This window comes from Streptomyces sp. NPDC002994, from assembly GCF_040611155.1.
In the GTDB taxonomy this organism is placed as follows: domain Bacteria; phylum Actinomycetota; class Actinomycetes; order Streptomycetales; family Streptomycetaceae; genus Streptomyces.
Map to the genome: position 1 here is coordinate 159,353 of NZ_JBEXNQ010000009.1, position 16,609 is coordinate 175,961.

The following is a 16,609-nucleotide window of genomic DNA, read 5'->3' on the forward strand; positions in this document are numbered from 1 at the left end:
CGTTAGCCTCTGTCGGCGGCGGCTCGTACTTCCGTGCCAATGGAGGGGAAAGTGGACCGGAATCGTGAGACGTCCGAGCCGACCGGGCTGATCGACCTGCTGGGCGACTGGAGTTCGGCCGAGGGCCCGCTGTATCGGCGTCTTACCGATGCGTTCGTCCGAGCCGTACGGTCCGGGGACCTGCGCCCAGGTGACCGCCTTCCGTCCGAGCGGCGGCTCGCCGACGCGCTCTCGGTCAGCCGGGCGACGGTGGTCGCCGTCTACGACGCACTGCGCGGGTCGGGCCTGGTCGAGACCCGCCGGGGCAGCGGCACGCGGGTGTCGGGAGGAGCCGTCGTCCACCGGGTTACGCCGGATGGGCGGGTGCACGGCGGCCAGGCCACCGCGGTGATCCAACGGCTGGTGGCACAGCCGCCGAACCTCATCTCCTTGGGGCAGGCGGCCGAGGCCGGAGGTCCGGATCTGGCCCGGGCGCTGCTCGACCTTGTCCGTGAGGACCTGCCCGGGCTGATCCGTGACGCGGGCTACCACCCGGCCGGGCTACCCGCGCTGCGGGCGGCGATCGCCGCCCACCACACCGCGCACGGGCTGCCGACCACGCCCGACCAGGTGGTGGTGACCACCGGTGCCACGCAGGCCGTCGCCCTGAGTGCCCAGCTGTACCTCGGACGCGGGTCCACCACCATCGTGGAATCCCCCGGGTGGCCGGGCTGCCTGGACGTCCTCAGAGCGGCCGGCTCACGGCTGGTCGGCGTCGAACTCGACTCCGACGGCATCCGGATCGACCGGCTCGCCGCCGCACTCGCCGAACATCAGCCCGCGCTGCTCTACGTCATGCCGACCTACCACAACCCCACCGGCACCCTGATGTCCGCCGGACGCCGTCGCCGGGTGGCCGAGCTCGCCGCCGAACACGGCGTCACCATCCTGGAGGACAGCGCCCACGCGGCGTCTCTCGCCCCCGGGCAGGCTCCGCCGCCGATCGCCACGAACCGAGCCGGAGGAACCGTACTGACGGTGGGTTCGCTGGCCAAGGCCGTATGGGGTGGTCTGCGGATCGGCTGGATCCGCGCGCCGCAGGACGCCGTGGCACGCCTGGCCCGGCTCAAGGCGCTCAACGACCTCGGCAGCCCCATCCTCGACCAGGCCCTCGCCGCCCGGCTGCTCCCCGCGCTCCCGACCCTCGCACCCGAGCGGGACCGCATCCTCCGTGAGCGGCTTGCGACCATGACCCGGCTGCTGGCCGAGCGGCTTCCGGACTGGCGGTGGCAGGAACCGCAGGGAGGCTCGGTGCTGTGGATCCGGCTGCCGCCAGGCACGGAGGCCCAGATCTACGCGCAGCTGGCACTGCGCCACGGCGCGGAGGTCATCCCGGGTGCCACGATGGATCCGACCGGCACCCACGACAACTACCTCCGCCTCCCCTACTCCTTCGCCCCGGAGACCTCGGCAGAACTGGTCGGCCGCCTCTCGGCGGCCTGGGCCGCACTGCCTCGGAGCAGTGGCCGCTGAGGCTGCGACCAAAACCGACACCAGGGAACGACGAAGGCCCCGACCGGCGAACCGGTCGGGGCCTTCGTCTGCCCTGGCGGGCGAGTGCGGAGGATACGAGATTCGAACTCGTGAGGGGTTGCCCCCAACACGCTTTCCAACTCTGCTGGTGCACGTTCCGGGTAGTTCAGGCACGTTCACATCCCACGCGTCGTCCTCGGCCGGCACGGCCGTGAACGCGGGCGAACTTCCGCGGATGAGACTGCTGTTGAGACTGAGCAACAGTCTCAACCGCCAGCAAAGTACGGCGGGCTCGCTGGGCTATGCCAGGTCACTCCGTCACGAATCGATGAGCCGCCAGGCCTAGCGTCGCCACCCCAACGAAGGCTCCTCCCCCTACAACCAAAGAGACAGTTGCCTCGGCGCCAAGCGCGTGGAACAGCACTCCCGAAGCAACTGCCGCGCACACGCCGCCCAGCAGAATGATCGCCAGCCATACACCGCGCTGTGAAGCGGTAGTTGTGCCCACTTGCCCTCCTCTCCCAGCGCCTACCGCGCCAGGATCGCCATGCTCACCAACGCCCCCCTCAGGGCCGCAACCTGAAGGTGTCAGAGGTAAAAGCGCAGGTCAAAGGAGCTTATGGACGCTACTGAAGGAGTTCCAACGCCTATGTGCTGGACATGCTCTACTGATGTGGAGTAGTGATATGGCCGTTGCGTAGGGGGCCTCAACCCTCCTTGGAGGAAAGGAAGAGAACTACTAGTACACCGTGAACCCCTGGTACCCCTGTACCGCCTGTCTCTCCTTCACAAAGGTCAACGAGTTTGCCGAACCCTCTCTGTCCCGCCGCCATCACCTTGCTGGACAAGGCGGTGACCAACGCAGCAAGGCGCACCAATGTGTCCTTCCCCTTGGCCTTCGTGAGGCCCACCGAGACGGGATCCACTCCTCCACTCGCCCGGCTGATCCAAGGAGGCCGCGGCGGAGAAGTGCGGCTCAAGCTCTACTTGTGCATAACGATGATGGCCACGGCGGAGCCACACGACATTCGGAGGCCTCCCACACCACAACTGTGGGCCCGCATGCTCGCGCTACCTCCAGACACCGGACCCCGCCGGGTGACCAGCAACCTCAAGTGGCTGGCTGGGAACAAGTTCATCGAACTGAAGCCCCGGCGGGGGAACACGCCGATTATCCAAATGCGCTCGCTCGACGAAGAGGGGGCCCCGTACCAGCGGGCCAGCAAGCAGGGCCGATACATCGGCATCCCGATCGACTTCTGGAGCCGGGGCTGGATCTTGGAGCTAGGGGCGACCGCCATCGCGCTGCTGTTTATGCTCCTTGAGTCTCAGGGTGGATACGCCCATCCCAGGTACATCCCAACGGAGAGGCGCGAAGCCTACGGCGTCTCCCACAACACCTGGACTCTGGGCAGAAAAGAGCTTGAGCGACACAGGTTCCTGACCGTTGGGCGGACGCCACAAGGGGGTGACTTCGACTACACCCGCCTGCGCAACACGTACTGGATCCACGAGGACCGATTCCTTAGGCCGCCGGGATCGCCGTAACGTCGCACTCACCGCTGTGGCTGGAGCTGACCGCCCCAGCCACCACCCATCAACACGGGCTCCAGGCGTGGTTGGCGCCGGGCCGGAGCAGACCGAAGATGGGAGCCGTCGTCGGCCCGAGTCGTCTCGCCGCACCGGTTTTCAAGACCGGCCGGATCTGACCGGCCCAATGCGGCTTGACCTGTGCAAGCGTCCCCTCATCGTGCGCCGCCTACGCCTGGTTGGCCAGAGGTTGGCCGCGCCGCCCACCGGGTTGGCGCGTCAAACCCCCGCCAACAGCCGTCCCTAGCTGGGCACGACCTCTTCGTCCCGAAGCAACTATGCGAACTGGCCCACAGACGGCCCAGCTTCCAGGCACGAGGGCGCGCTATGGACCTAGGTCCATCAGACGCCCCATTCCGCCTGACGGGCGCCGCCCCGATGATGTCTAGTCATGAAGGAACTTGTTCTCGCTCTGGTGGCGGCGGTGTTCGGACTGGCAGGCACAGCTGTTGGTGCGCGGGCCGCGAAGAAGGGAGCCTTGATCAGTGCGGAAGTCACTTTGCAGCAAGTTCGCGATCAGGCCGACGTCGATCAGGCCCACTGGCTTCGGCAACAGCGACTTCAGGCGTACGAAGGCTTTCTCGCAGCCTGGGACGAGTGCCTTCGCATCATTGACTCCGTGGGTCTGCCGGGAGACTCCGAATCTCCGGGAATCAACCCGCTGAAGGAAGCTGCTGGCCACATGGCAGAGCCCGCGAGGCGGATCGACATCCTAGGACCTGCCGAGGTGGCCCAGGCAGCGGAGGAGCTCGCCGTCAGCATTCGGCGCGACGTGGACCTAGCCACCAAACTCATGAAACTCGCAGAGTCGCAGCGGCCGGCAGCCGAACGCATCACCAGCGGGACAGTACCAGCGATGACATGCGCTGTTGAGGCCATGGAGGTGGCTACAAGACAGATGCAAGAGCTTACGGCGGAGCTAATCGAGGACGTTCGAGTGCCTCCTGGAGCGGACGCGATGTTCCAGGCCTTCGAACGGGCCGAGGAACTCGCAAACGCTGCAATCGCTCAGGCGCACGAGAACAACGACGAATTTGCTGTCTTCCTTGACCAAGCGACTGCGATTCTGGCTGAGCTGAAGCGCAACCAGGAAGCCCGCGAGGGTATTCGCGAGCGGTTCACGACCGCAGCGCGGCACACGCTTGATTCCGCAACTCCATGAGCATGGCGCCGGATGCCGACTCATGACGCATTGAGCGACCAACAGCTTAGAAGATGCGGGCACGCCTAGGTGGGCGGCCCTGATTCGGCCTTGCCGATGCTGTGCCGTCCATCGTCGTTGCCGTCACGGTTGCCGGCACTGCCGCGCTGCGTCGCCACACCGCCCGCGCTCAGTTCAGCCACAACTGATCATCGGCGGCCGTGACCTGCGGCCGCCTTATCGATCAACGTTCTGACCTGCTGCTGAGTCGTCGGCAGTTGTCGGTGTTGGTCATCGTTGAGCGCCCTTCCACGGCCCGAGGACGGCCCGGGAGGGCGCTCGTGCTACGGATCTTTTCCCACGCTCTCGGGTCCGTGGTTACAAGTGTGCTGATCAGGTTGCGGGGGTCTCAGACGGAAAATCTCCGCCCACCGCTTTGATGGCCGCATTCATAAACCTGCCGCGCAGTGTGTACCTTTGATTGTTTTGCGTGTCTCTCTTGTTTCGGTCGATCCGGGCAATTGATTGGCTTGACCCGTGATTCGCCTTGAGGGTCTCCGCGATGTCACTGAGGTGTCGCGTTTCCGCTGCGACGATTTCTAATCGATCATCCCGACGTCCTCGGGCCCCTCAAGGACAACGAGATTCATACTCTGCCGCCACTCGTAAATAGCCTTCTCGGCTTCACTGTATTCGTTGTAGCTGCGCAGAGACGCGATCATTTCGGCCGGTGGGGATGGCTGGCGCCACAGTGTCACAAGCAAGTCTTCTGTCTTTCCCCAGTGATCCAGAAAATGAAGGTAGGCGTCGCGCCTAAGCTCCCGATGCCGAGATGTCCGTTGCTCGCGCCTGTCTGCATCTGCGGAAATGCGTGATGAGACGAGTTGAGCGCGATTCACCCATAGTGCTATTGCACCTGTTAGGGCGCCACCTGTCAGGGTTGATACCGAAGTAATGAGCGCCACAGCGATGATGTCCTGCATTGCAGCAGTATGTCGCATCAGAGGGGTGCGGAAGGACGAATTGATAGACGGTGGAGCGGCTTTGGGCTGGAGCTGCTTTGGGGCGATAGGGAACCAGCTCTGACCTGGACGTTCAGCGTCTGGCGCGCCGGGTGCGTGGCCGCTTCGGCCGGAGGATGGCCACGCGGCCTCAGGATCACGGTCTCAGCGACGCGTTCCCGCATCGTCTGACACGAGTCGACTCGTGAAGCCTGCATGGCACAGCCGCTCGTACGCCGACGCCACAGCGTCCGGCACCGGCTGACGGATCATGAATCCCTGATCCGGGTAGATCAGCAGCCGCTGTAGCGCGCCGACGAGCATGTCGAGCACCAGGCGAGCATCACCGATGGAATCCACGTAGTCGTCGAACGTCATGGGCGTGGACGCGCTCACGATCTCGACGTCCGGCCACAGCTTGCGGGCCGTGGCGTACGCCCGGCGCTCCTCGTACGGCTTACTGATCAGCAGGACTGACGAGACGTCCACGCCGGATTCTTCGAGCAGGGCTTTCGAGAAACGGATGTTCTCGCCGGTATTACGCGCGTTGGGTTCAACGAGCACGGCAGAGCCGGGGACTCCAAGCTCCAACGCCCGCTCGCGGTAGTGAACGGCTTCGCCGCGCGGCATGCGCTCTCGCGTCGTTGGGCTGGTGGCCCCGGTGAAAACGATGAGCGGCATCACGCCGCGCTTGTAGAGATCCACCGCAGTGTCAGCCACGCCCAGGTCGTGACTCCCCAAGCCGACCGCTACCGAGCACGGTCGCAGCTCATGATGCATTTGGTGGAAGTCCCACAGTTGCCGCGCATCCGCCCATGACTGTGCCGAGATCACTGCGCTGCCCTTCCGTCCTTTGCCGAGTCAGGAACCTTGAAGTCGTACTCCCACGCAAAGCGCGACGCCGCGTGCACGCCGATCGCGTACTCCACCACAGTGCCATCTGCCGTGTACGTCGTCCGGTGCAGCTCGACAACCGGCTCCCCAACTGGCAACTGGAGAAGCTTCACTTCCTCTGCCGTTGGGATACGGGCGAGCAGCTCCTCTTTCATGTGGTCGATCTCGTATCCCGCGTCGTACAGCACCCGGTACCCGCCGCCCCGTCCAGCCGGCCCCGGAGTCGGGTCGACCAGTCGCGTTCCCTCAACGTGCTCGGGTCGGTAGTAGCTGGTCAGGGTGTGCGTCGGCTGTTCCCCCTCCTTGACCAGACGCGCACGCGCGTACACCTCGGCACCCGCAGGAAGCCCATGGGCAGCAGCGACGGCCGGCGGTGCCTCAATGAGGCTGACGTCTTGGGTCTGCTCACCGCGCCGGTACGCCCGACCAGAAGCGACACGGTCCGCGATGAACGCCACCTCGTCGCCGTCTCGCCACTTGGCCTTGTCGTATCGCGCGATGCCGAGCCGCTTCATGGGCGTCTGCTGCCGTACGACTGTGCCGTGCCCGCGAGAGGAAGTGACGAGTCCTTCCGCCTCTAGCGCCTTGTACGCCGCGTGGACCGTGGACTTGGAGCCCTCGCCAGCCTCGACGAGATCGCGAATGTGCGGCAACTGCTGACCCGGTGCGTACTCACCGCTCTTGATGCGGTCGGCCAGTCTGTCCGCCAGTTCTCGCCACTTGGGTGCCATGCAGAACTCCTCTCGACACGTCCAGTCAAACACAGTCCCAGGACTGTTGACAGTCCTGGGACTGTGCGCCATGGTCTTAGCAAGCGGTTCGCAGTCCTAGGACAGCGAAACGGATGGCCCTTCTTTGGGCTGCCTGGACCCCCGCAAATGCGGCCCTTCGGGGCTGAGGGCCCCGGACCCCTTGTCAACCGGAGGGCACGAGACCGAAAGGTCACGTCTCTGCCTGAAACGGGAGCGCGCTCCCGAAGGAGACAAGAACTGCACGTCACACGAAGACCACACAGGCAACGGCGCGGCCCCGGTGCTCGAACACCGGGGCCGCTGTTCGGGCCGTTCCACTGAGAGGACTGCGACCCATGGAGTTCATCGGCACTGTTCAGGCGGTTGTTACGGCCGCTGGGTTTGACCGTGAGCCGTCGGCTGCGGAGCTGGACGCGATCGAGCAGGAGATGCCCGTCATCACGGCGGAAGTCGAGTTGCTGGACGTGCAGATCATGACGCTGGACCGGCCGCTGTCTGAGCTGGACGCGCGCCGGATTCGGCGGGCGCGGCGCAGGGTGTTGGCCGCTCGCCGGGCCCTGACCAACGCCGGCGCCGTCGCTTCGGGAGTGGGGGCATGAAGCGGCGCGGCAAGACGCTGCTGGTGCTCGCGCTGGTCGCCGTGGTCGGCATGGCGTTTCGGGTGTCCTGGAACGCGCTGCGGGACGTGGCGAAAGCGGTCGGTGCGGACGAAAACGCGGCGACGCTCTACCCATTCGTGGTCGACGGACTCATGGCGCTTGCTCTGATCGCCACGCTCGTGCTGGTCGGCAACGACCGACGGTTCGCGCTGCGGGTGCTGGGCGCTTACACGCTCGCCTCGCTGGTCCTGAACTACGTGCACGGGCTAGTACCCGAGCTGCACGGGGAGTCGGTCGACTGGGGTCGACTGGCCGACTGGGATCCCGCCAACTGGGCCCTGGTCCTGCTCGCCACTTCACTGCCGGTTGGGTCGATCTACTTCGGATCCGAGCTGGTGGCCAAGGTCCTCCATCACCAACCAACCGACTCCACAAATCAGGAGAAAAACCCTGAGATCGCCGTAAATCGGTCTACCTCTGGCCTGGATGAGTCGGCCCCGGCGCTGCCCGCCCCGGTCGCTGAGTCGCCCGCTGTGGAGTCGGCGGACGTGGCCCTGGTCGTCGAGTCCGCCGTACCGGTCGAGTCGGTGGCGGTTACTGCGGTCGCCGCTGAAGCACCTCGGCCGCGTCGGGCGACGGGTCGGGTTCCCGCGTCGGCGCGCACGCCCCGACCGACGCGCACTCCTGACGAACTGCTCCGTGAGGCGCGGTCGGTTACGGCCGACTGGTCGGATGCGGAGCTGACGGCCGACGGGATTCGTAAGGCGGTCCGTACGGCGGCCGCCAACGGACGCACCCTGCGCGACGCGCTCAAGGCGGAGCGCGGTGAGCAAGGGACCGACGGGCCTGATGCGGCGGTGGCCTGATGTCCCCCGCGTTCGGCAAGTGCTACGACCCGTCCGGCGCGCAGTACGGGATACCGACTTTCCCTTGGAAGCTCGCTCCGGACGGAATGGCCACCCGCCGTCAGTTACGGGCCCGTGGACTGCGCCCCGGCGGGCAGGTCATCGCAGCGCAGGTGATGCGCCGCTCCCGCCGCCGCAAAGCCGGTGTCTCGGTCGCCTACCTCTACCGCATCGACCAGGCCAAGCCCGTCCGCCCCATGACGCCGGGCCGGGCTGCGGCGCTCGCGAAGGCGATGACCGCCCGCCGTACCTGCCCGCAGTGCCAGGCGGATGCGGGTTACTGCATCCCCACCTCGCTCGGCATGTGCGTGACCTGCGCCTTCCCCGACCAGCAATCGGCCGCCTGAGCTGCGGCGATGAACGGAGACGTCATGAAGCTGACCGTCAGCACACACAAGCTCCTCGGCTACCGCGCAACCCTGCGCACCGCGAAGCGTCTTGCCGAGCAGGCCGTTCCGATCGTGGAGCGGGCCGTGCCCGGCAGGATGCCCGACGTTCAGATCGTCCTCACCTCGGAGCGCGGTATGGCTGAGGTTGCCACCGCCGCCCAGATCGAGACGGCCGCGTGCGTGGACAAGCGGGTCCAGGCCCGTGCGCTGCGGGCCGCGAACCGCACCGCCCGCGACATGGCCGGCCGCGCGGTCCCGCTTGTCAACGGCGGGGTGCTGGTCGTCATCAACGTCGACCAGCACCCCAACGAGGCCGCGTTCGCGATCACGCTCGTGCACGAGCTGGTCCACGCCATGCAGCTCAGCCGCAAGGGCGTGCGCGAGCGCGTTGTGTCCGGCCTGCGCCACGACCTCGGGGTCGAACGGCTCTCCCGCCGCCAGTCCCGCGAGCACGACCGCTGCCTGAAACAGGAGGAGAACGAGGCGTACGGGGCCGAGTACCTCGCCCGCCGTCTCGTCCCCGCCGCCGCAGCCTGACCCACTCCACTACCCCCTCTCGCTCCGGGTTCCGGGGCAGTCAGGAGTCGTTCCGTCATGAGCGACAACGTCGTTCCTCTCTTCGAGAAGACCACTTCCGCCCCTGAGATGCCGCCGTTGGTCGTGGCGGCTGTAGCAACGCCCGCCGCAGAAAAGCCGCCTGTGCCGCTGTGGATGCGTTCCGGGCGGGCGATCCGGACGGCGGTCACGGACGAGCGCACCAAGACCGTCGTCCGTGCGGTGGCCCGTAACGGGCTCTACGTCGTCGGCGGGAGTCGGATCGTGGCCCGCCGCACCTGGGACGGCCGTACCGCATCCCGCTACGAACGCCTGCTCCGTGCCGCTGAAGCCGCGGGGAACATGGAGGCGGCGGCGGAGTGGGAGGAGCGCGGGCAGCGCTTCCGCCAAGAGCGCCACCGCCGCCGCATGGACCTGCTCACCGCCCCCGTCGACGCCGCCAAGGGCGCCCTGGTCGGCACCGGCATGGGCATCGGCGCCCTAGTCGCCCTCGGGGTGGTGCTCGCCATCGCCAACAAGGAGGTGACCGACGTGGTCACGCCGCTGATGGCGGTCATCGAGTTCGTCCGCCTGCTCATCACCATCGTGACCATCGTGTGGGGCCCACTGGTCACGATCGGCCCGTTCCTCGCGCTCCTCGGATTGTGGGCGGTCGGCCGCCACCAGCAGGCCGCGCCCCAGTGGGCACTGCCCGCCAACGACCGTGGCACCGACGGGGAGCCGATCACGCCGTCCATCGTCGTTCTCGCCCTGCGCAACCTCGGCATCGCCCCGCTGCGCAACGCGATCAAGGAGATGGGCGACGCCGGCGCGTCGATGCTGGGCCCGATCCGGATCGCCGGATGCGGCGTGGAAGTCGACGTCGCCCTGCCTTCCGGTGTCTCCACGAACGAGGTGCAGAACCGGCGGCGGAAGCTCGCGGAGAACCTGGCCCGGCATGAGCACGAGGTGTTCATCACGATCCCGCAGGCGGCCCGCACGGTCCGCCTGTGGATCGCGGACAGCGGCGCCCTGGATGAGCCGATCGGCCCGTCCCCGCTCACCACCGACCAGGACCTGACCGCCAACTACAAGACCGGGCGCGCCCCGTGGGGGCAGGACCTGCGCGGTGATGCTGCCGCGTTGAGCCTGTACCAGCGCCACCTGCTCATCACGGGTCTATCCAACCAAGGCAAGACCGCCGCCCTTCGCGCTCTCGCGTTGTGGCTTGCGCTGGACCGCAGTGTGGAGTTCCGCATCGCGGACCTCAAGGGCGCTGGCGACTGGGCCATGTTCGACGGCCTGGCCACTGTCCTGATTCAAGGGCCGACCGATGACCATGTCGTCCAGGCGACGGAGATGGTCGAGAGCGGCGTGAGCGAGATGGAACGGCGCCTTCAGGCGCCGCCCGGCACCGCGTTCCCGCCGCTCGTGCTGCTGGTCGATGAGGCGCAGGTGGCGTTCATGTGCCCGCTTCAGGACGACGAAAAGCGCCCGTACGGCGGGTCCAAGGCCACCAGCCGGTACTTCATGGCCACCCGGAAGATCCACAACCAGGGCCGCGCGGTGAACGTCACGCTGTGGCAAGGCACCCAGGACCCCACGGACCAGAACCTTCCCAAGCTCGTCCGCGAGGGCGCCCACACCCGCGCATCGCTCGCGCTGGGCACGGAGTCGCAGGCGCGCATGGCGCTGGGGGACAAGGCCGTGGACGGCGGGGCCGCCCCGAACCTGCTGCGGCCCGGACTGGACAAGGGGACCTTGGTCGTCGCGAGCGACGGCATCGAGATCCCCGCCGGCCAGGCGTCCATCACGGTGCGCACGCACTACATCGACACCGAGACTGCCGCGCAGATCACCGCCCGTGCCAAGGCCATGCGCGACGGTGTCACCACCCTCCACGTCATCGAGCGGGGCGAGGACCGCGACCCGCTCGCGGACATCGCCACCGTCATCGGGAACACGTCCCGGGTGCTCACACAGGACGTACTTCAGCGGCTCGCGACGCTGAACGAGGACGCCTACGGGTCGTGGACTCACGCGGACCTCAAGCGGGTCCTGGAGGGCACGGGCGCGGAGCCGTACAAGTCCGATGGGCGCATGGTCGTCGGCCGCGACCGGATCGCCCGCGCCCTCACTAACCGCGACACCGAGGGTTCCGCTTCCGCCACTCAGTAGAGGGAGCCGCACCCCCGGCGGGTCAGGGAGGCAGGGAGAACTCCCTGACCCCCTCCCTGACCCGCCTCCCTCGCTCTGACCTGCACAAACGATCTCGCAGGGAGTCAGGGAAGCGCCCAGCTCAGTACCCCTGAAACTTCCTCCATACGCCCACCCCAGGGGGTGCCTTTGCCTCCCTGACCCGTCCGAGAAGGAGATTCCGGATGCACGCCGACCAGCCTGGTCGCCTGCCTGCCGAACAGGCCGTGACCATCCACCAGCCCACCCCCATCGCCACGGTTCCGGGGACGCCCATCGTTCCTCTGCCGGGCGTCGTCCCGGCGGTGCAGAGCGTCGTCCTGCCGGACGGCCGCGTGATCACCGGATACGCGATCACCCCGGCGCCCGCGCCCGCTCTGATCGAGCAGCGGCCGGCCGTCAGCCGCGCGGCGGTGAATATCGCGCTCGGTGGCATCGGCTTCGCCGCCGCCTGCGGGGGGCTGCTGATCCTCACCGGTTTCATCGCCGCCCTGGCCGCGTTCGTCCAGCAGCTCATCACCCTGGCCGCCGTCATCTTCGGCGGCTGGATCGTCGTACAGGTCCTCGGCACTGGACGAGACAACGGCGGGACCACGGTCAACATCCGCAAGGCCGTCATCAAGCGCAACCACTTCCACCACTGACCAACCCGAGAGGACCCCGCCCATGTTCGAGGACGACGACGACTGCACCGACTGCGACCTGTGCGACCCCACCGACGGAACCGAACCGTACGACTACCCGCACTGCTGCGGATGCGGCGCGGACGGCAGCAGCGAACGCCCTGACTGCACCTGCGCCTAGCAATGGCTAGGGCGGCCGTGACTTTGGCGAGCGACGGCCGCCCTGGTTCTCCAGTCCACAACAGACCTGTTGGAGGCATCCAGCATGACCCAACCCACCCCCATCCGGCGATCCCGCCGCTTAGACGCCGCCCTTGAGGCGGCGGAACGCGGGCGGCACGTCTTCCCACTGCGCCCCGACGATAAGCGCCCCGCTCTGCACGGTGAAGCCCACTGCCCCCGTCTCGGGGACTGCGCGAGCGGTCACCTCAAGTGGGAGCAGCGCGCCACCACCGACCCCGACCGCATCCGCCGGGCATGGGCATCCATCCCGTTCAACGTCGGGATCGCCACCGGCCCTTCCGGGCTTGTGGTCGTGGACCTGGACATGCCCAAGCACAAGGGCAGTAAGGGCACGCCTAGCGGCGTGACGACCCTCAAGGCGCTCTGCGAGCGCGCCGGGCAGGCCGTCCCCGCCACCTACCGCACCCGGACCGCGAGCGGTGGAGAGCACCTGTACTTCACCGCCCCGCCCGGTATCCGGCTCAGCAACACCGCTGGGGCCCTCGCACCGCTGGTCGACACCCGGGCCTGGGGCGGATACGTCGTCGCTGCGGGCAGCATCGTCCCCAGTGGCAGCTACACCGTGGCTGACCCTCGCCCGGTAGCGCCACTGCCCGCATGGCTGCTGCATGCCCTGAAGCCCGCTGAGCGTCCCGCACAGCCGCTTCGGCTTGCCCTCCCGAAGCACGGGAACCGGGCCGCTGAGACCGCCCTGAAACGCGAGACCGCACTTGTGGCAGCGGCCAAAGAGGGTGGCCGCGAAGCCCAGTTGTTCGAGAGCGCCCGCAAGGTGGCCCGGTTCGTCGGATGGGGTGACCTGACTCGGCAGGAGGTGGAGCAGGCATTTCAGATGGCCGGTGAGTCGGCCGGACTCCCGGCATCCCAGTGCCGCTCCACCCTGCGCAGCGTCCTGAACTGGTCGCTGCGCAACTGCCGGCCGAGGGAGGCGACGTGAGCGCCCGCCCCGATACCCATCTGAAATGCCTCCCCGCCACCGCTTACACCAGCCCCGCCGAACCGGCTCCGGCAGCCCACGGAGAGAGGGCGCCGAAGGTCGTCGGCCGTCAGGCCGTCCCCATTGCTGTTCGTCCTGACCCGCAGCACGGAGATGGGCGGTACTTCGTCGCGTGGCTGCACATCGTGGCCCCCAAAGGCGCTGTGCCCACGGCGACTTCGACGTGCGCATGCGGTCGTGACCGCAGCGCGGTCGGCCGACGACAGGTCCTGGCCCTGGTCGGGGACCACACCGCCCACCGCGACGCGTGCCCGCTCCGCAACCCCAGCGCAGGAAGGAACGCCGCATGACCAGCACCGCACCGCAGGCCACAACGCCCATCGACGGGGCGGCACTGCTCAACGAGGTGGAAGCCTTCCACCGCCGCTTCAACGTCTTCCCGACCGAAGCGGCCTACGTCGCGGTCAGCCTGTGGGACGCACACGCCCACTTGATCGACGCCTTCGACTCCACCCCCCGTATCGCCTTCCTGTCCCCCGAACCAGGGTCGGGGAAGTCGCGCGCGCTGGAGATCGTCGAAACCCTGGTGCCGAACCGGATGGCAGCCGTGGACGCCTCACCGTCAGCACTGTTCCGGGCCGTGTCCGGCATCGAGGGCGAGCGGCCCACGATCGTCTTCGACGAGATCGACACCGTCTTCGGTCCCAAGGCTGGAGACAACGAACAGCTTCGGGGCTTCCTGAACGCCGGACACCGCCGTGGACGACTCATGTACCGATGCGTGGGCGACGGCTCCAACCAGACCGTGCAGGGCTTCCCGTCCTACTGCGCCGTGGCCATGGCCGGACTCGGCTCCCTGCCCGACACGATCCTCACCCGCTCTGTCATCATCCGCATGCGCCGCCGCGCCCGGAACGAGAAAGTCGAGCCGTTCCGGCAGGGCATCCACGAGCAGGAAGGCAACGCCCTGCGCGACCGCCTCGCCTTATGGGCCGACCAGGTCCGCGACACGGTGAAGGGAGCCTGGCCCGAGATGCCCGAAGGCGTCACCGACCGGCCGGCCGATGTGTGGGAACCCTTGCTCGCCGTCGCCGACGCCGTAGGAGGTGGCTGGCCCCAGCGCGCCCGCGCCGCCTGTGTGCAGCTCGTCAAAGCCTCGCAAGGGGACGACAAGGGCAGTCTCGGTATCCGCCTGCTGACCGACCTGCGCGACCACGTCCTCATCGGGGTCGACCGGCTGCCCACCATCGCCGTGGTCGACCGGCTCAACGCTCTCGATGACGCTCCGTGGGCCGATCTCCAGGGCAAGCCGCTCGACTCCCGCCGCCTTTCCCGGATGCTCCGCGACTACGTGACCGCCGACAACGAACCCATCACCTCACGCAACATCCGCACCACGGGTGGGGTCCTCAAGGGCTATTACGCCGTCGACCTCCACGACGCATGGCAGCGCTACTGCCCGCCCCCTCCGGAAAGTCCGCTACAAGCGCTGCACCCGCTACAGCCCAGCTCAGACGGCACGACGGCGTAGCGGCACACCCCAGATGTAGCGGCTACGGCACCGCCACGGCTATCCGCCCCAACGTGCCGCAGCCGCTACATCCGTACGCCCCGCTACACAAAACACGCCGCTGACCTGCGATGTAGCGGTGAAGCGGATGTAGCGGACTTTCCAGAGGGGCCCCGCCCCGAACTCCGTTCAGGAGGTCCACCTGTGACGACCACCGCAGCGTCCGGACCAGCGACCGGTCCTAGCGCAGTCGAGTTCGACCCCACGCTCCTCGCGCTCACGGTCGAGGAAGCCGCCCGCCGCCTCAGCGTCGGACGCACCACCATGTACGCCCTCATCCGCGACGGAGCTGTGCGAACCGTCCCCATCGGTCGCCTCCGCCGCCTTCCCGTGCAAGCCCTCAGCGACTACCTCACCGCCCGCATGCAGCCGCAGGGCCAGTCCTTGGCCGCGTAAGGAGAGTCATGGAAAAGCGCGCCAAGCGCCCCGATGGAGCCTCGTCCATCTACTTCGGCAAAGACGGCTACTGGCACGGTCGGGTGACCGTCGGTGTCCGCGACGACGGTCGGCCGGACCGGCGCCACGTCATGAGCAAGGTCAGTGAAGGGGAGGTGATCAAAAAGGTTCGGGAGCTGGAGAAGCAGCGGGATGCGGGGAAGGTTCGGAAGCCGGGTCGGCCGTGGACGGTGAAGGTGTGGCTCCAGCACTGGCTGGAGGAGATTGCCAAGCCGTCGGTGCGGGAGAACACCTACGCCGGGTACGAGGTCGCTGTCCGGGTGCACCTGGTCCCCGGCGTCGGTGCTCACCGGCTGGACAAGCTGGAGCCGGAACACCTGGAGCGCTTCTACACGAAGATGCTGGCCAATGGCAGCAAGCCCGCCACCGCGCACCAGGCCCACCGCACCATTCGGACGGCGCTCAACCACGCCATGCGACGCGGCCACGTCACCCGGAACGTCGCCACGCTCGCCGTACCGCCCCGGATCGAAGACGAAGAGGTCGAGCCGTACGGCATTGAAGAGGTGCAGCGGCTCCTCTCCGAAGCGAGCAAGCTCCGGAACAGCGCCCGCTGGTCCATCGCGCTCGCCCTCGGTCTTCGGCAGGGGGAAGCGCTGGGACTGCGCTGGTCGGACGTGGATCTCAAGGCAGGCATCCTGCGGGTTCGGAAGAACCGTCTTCGGCCGAAGTACCTGCACGGTTGCGGCGGTGAGTGCGGACGCACGCCTGGCTACTGCAAGCAGCGCGTTAGGAAGAACGAGGACACGGCGAACACGAAGTCCCGCGCCGGCCGCCGCGTGATCGGGGTGCCTGACGAATTGGTCCGGCTTCTGGAGCTGCACCGGCAGGAGCAGGAGCGAGAGCGGGTGCGGGCCGCGCAGGCATGGCGGGAGACCGGATTCGTCTTCACGTCGCCCGTCGGGGCGCCCTTGGTGCCCAGCACCGACTACGACGCGTGGAAGCAGTTACTCGCGGATGCCAAGGTGCGCGACGGCCGGTTGCATGACGCCCGGCACACGGCCGCCACGGTGCTGCTCATCCTCGGAGTCCCCGAGCGCGTCGTGATGCAGATCATGGGCTGGTCGTCCACCGCGATGGCGGCCCGCTACCAGCACGTGACCGGCGGCATCCTGCAAGACGTCGCGAAGCAGGTCGGTGGACTCATCTGGGAGGTCGCGAAGAGCGACGGCGAGGCGACGGAGGAAGATCCCGAACAGCCGCGTTGAGACTGCGGATGAGACTGCAAAAGCAGAAGGCCCGGACCGCGTGAGCGGTCCGGGCCTTCTAG

The 16,609-nt window shown here is 67.6% G+C and carries 17 protein-coding genes; 14 read left to right on the forward strand and 3 right to left on the reverse strand.

Annotation, left to right across the window (positions count from 1 at the left end):
- Window positions 1–51: 51 nt before the first annotated feature.
- The 3 genes from ABZX79_RS14545 (at window position 52) to ABZX79_RS14555 (ending at window position 4,264) form a co-directional block, all read left to right on the forward strand.
- Window positions 52–1,512 carry a PLP-dependent aminotransferase family protein gene (locus tag ABZX79_RS14545; protein WP_355256095.1) on the forward strand — a complete coding sequence of 487 codons (1,461 nt, stop codon included), beginning with the start codon at window positions 52–54 and terminating at the stop codon, window positions 1,510–1,512.
- Between the two features lie 969 nt (window positions 1,513–2,481).
- Complete coding sequence (locus ABZX79_RS14550; RefSeq protein WP_355256098.1) at window positions 2,482–3,060, forward strand: hypothetical protein; 579 nt, start codon at window positions 2,482–2,484, stop codon at window positions 3,058–3,060.
- Window positions 3,061–3,493: 433 nt separating this feature from the next.
- A complete protein-coding gene (locus tag ABZX79_RS14555; protein ID WP_355256101.1) occupies window positions 3,494–4,264 on the forward strand; it encodes a hypothetical protein in 771 nt (256 codons plus the stop codon).
- A gap of 578 nt (window positions 4,265–4,842) precedes the next feature.
- Here ABZX79_RS14555 and ABZX79_RS14560 read toward each other — a convergent pair.
- From ABZX79_RS14560 to ABZX79_RS14570, 3 genes are all read right to left on the reverse strand, one after another.
- Window positions 4,843–5,226 carry a hypothetical protein gene (locus tag ABZX79_RS14560; RefSeq protein ID WP_355256104.1) on the reverse strand — a complete coding sequence of 128 codons (384 nt, stop codon included), beginning with the start codon at window positions 5,224–5,226 and terminating at the stop codon, window positions 4,843–4,845.
- Between the two features lie 183 nt (window positions 5,227–5,409).
- A complete protein-coding gene (locus ABZX79_RS14565) occupies window positions 5,410–6,078 on the reverse strand; it encodes a YdcF family protein (protein ID WP_355256106.1) in 669 nt (222 codons plus the stop codon).
- On the reverse strand, window positions 6,075–6,869 hold the full coding sequence (locus tag ABZX79_RS14570; RefSeq protein ID WP_355256109.1) for a GntR family transcriptional regulator: 795 nt from the start codon (window positions 6,867–6,869) through the stop codon (window positions 6,075–6,077). The genes ABZX79_RS14565 and ABZX79_RS14570 overlap by 4 nt, the downstream gene beginning before the upstream one ends.
- A gap of 356 nt (window positions 6,870–7,225) precedes the next feature.
- Between ABZX79_RS14570 and ABZX79_RS14575 the strand changes: the two genes are divergently transcribed.
- The 11 genes from ABZX79_RS14575 (at window position 7,226) to ABZX79_RS14625 (ending at window position 16,547) form a co-directional block, all read left to right on the forward strand.
- Window positions 7,226–7,489, forward strand: a complete 264-nt coding sequence (locus ABZX79_RS14575; protein WP_355256112.1) for a DUF6284 family protein — start codon at window positions 7,226–7,228, stop codon at window positions 7,487–7,489.
- Window positions 7,486–8,355 (forward strand): DUF2637 domain-containing protein, encoded by an 870-nt coding sequence (locus ABZX79_RS14580; RefSeq protein ID WP_355256115.1) that lies wholly within the window; start codon window positions 7,486–7,488, stop codon window positions 8,353–8,355. The genes ABZX79_RS14575 and ABZX79_RS14580 overlap by 4 nt, the downstream gene beginning before the upstream one ends.
- Window positions 8,355–8,741, forward strand: a complete 387-nt coding sequence (locus tag ABZX79_RS14585) for an RRQRL motif-containing zinc-binding protein (RefSeq protein ID WP_355256118.1) — start codon at window positions 8,355–8,357, stop codon at window positions 8,739–8,741. Before ABZX79_RS14580 ends, ABZX79_RS14585 begins: the two co-directional genes overlap by 1 nt.
- 24 nt (window positions 8,742–8,765) lie before the next feature.
- Window positions 8,766–9,320 carry a hypothetical protein gene (locus ABZX79_RS14590; RefSeq protein WP_355256121.1) on the forward strand — a complete coding sequence of 185 codons (555 nt, stop codon included), beginning with the start codon at window positions 8,766–8,768 and terminating at the stop codon, window positions 9,318–9,320.
- 57 nt (window positions 9,321–9,377) lie between these two features.
- Window positions 9,378–11,495, forward strand: coding sequence for an ATP-binding protein (locus tag ABZX79_RS14595; protein WP_355256124.1), 2,118 nt, complete (start codon window positions 9,378–9,380; stop codon window positions 11,493–11,495).
- A gap of 203 nt (window positions 11,496–11,698) precedes the next feature.
- On the forward strand, window positions 11,699–12,157 hold the full coding sequence (locus tag ABZX79_RS14600; RefSeq protein WP_355256127.1) for a hypothetical protein: 459 nt from the start codon (window positions 11,699–11,701) through the stop codon (window positions 12,155–12,157).
- A 22-nt stretch (window positions 12,158–12,179) separates the two neighbouring features.
- On the forward strand, window positions 12,180–12,317 hold the full coding sequence (locus tag ABZX79_RS14605) for a hypothetical protein (protein WP_355256130.1): 138 nt from the start codon (window positions 12,180–12,182) through the stop codon (window positions 12,315–12,317).
- 84 nt (window positions 12,318–12,401) lie between these two features.
- Window positions 12,402–13,313 (forward strand): bifunctional DNA primase/polymerase, encoded by a 912-nt coding sequence (locus ABZX79_RS14610; protein ID WP_355256133.1) that lies wholly within the window; start codon window positions 12,402–12,404, stop codon window positions 13,311–13,313.
- A gap of 346 nt (window positions 13,314–13,659) precedes the next feature.
- Entirely contained in the window at window positions 13,660–14,844 is a 1,185-nt protein-coding gene (locus tag ABZX79_RS14615) for a DUF3631 domain-containing protein (protein WP_355256136.1), read from the forward strand.
- A 183-nt stretch (window positions 14,845–15,027) separates the two neighbouring features.
- The gene (locus tag ABZX79_RS14620) at window positions 15,028–15,279 is read left to right on the forward strand and encodes an excisionase family DNA-binding protein (RefSeq protein WP_355256139.1); all 252 of its coding nucleotides are present in this window, start codon (window positions 15,028–15,030) and stop codon (window positions 15,277–15,279) included.
- A gap of 8 nt (window positions 15,280–15,287) precedes the next feature.
- The gene (locus ABZX79_RS14625; RefSeq protein WP_355256142.1) at window positions 15,288–16,547 is read left to right on the forward strand and encodes a tyrosine-type recombinase/integrase; all 1,260 of its coding nucleotides are present in this window, start codon (window positions 15,288–15,290) and stop codon (window positions 16,545–16,547) included.
- The last annotated feature ends 62 nt before the right edge of the window (window positions 16,548–16,609 follow it).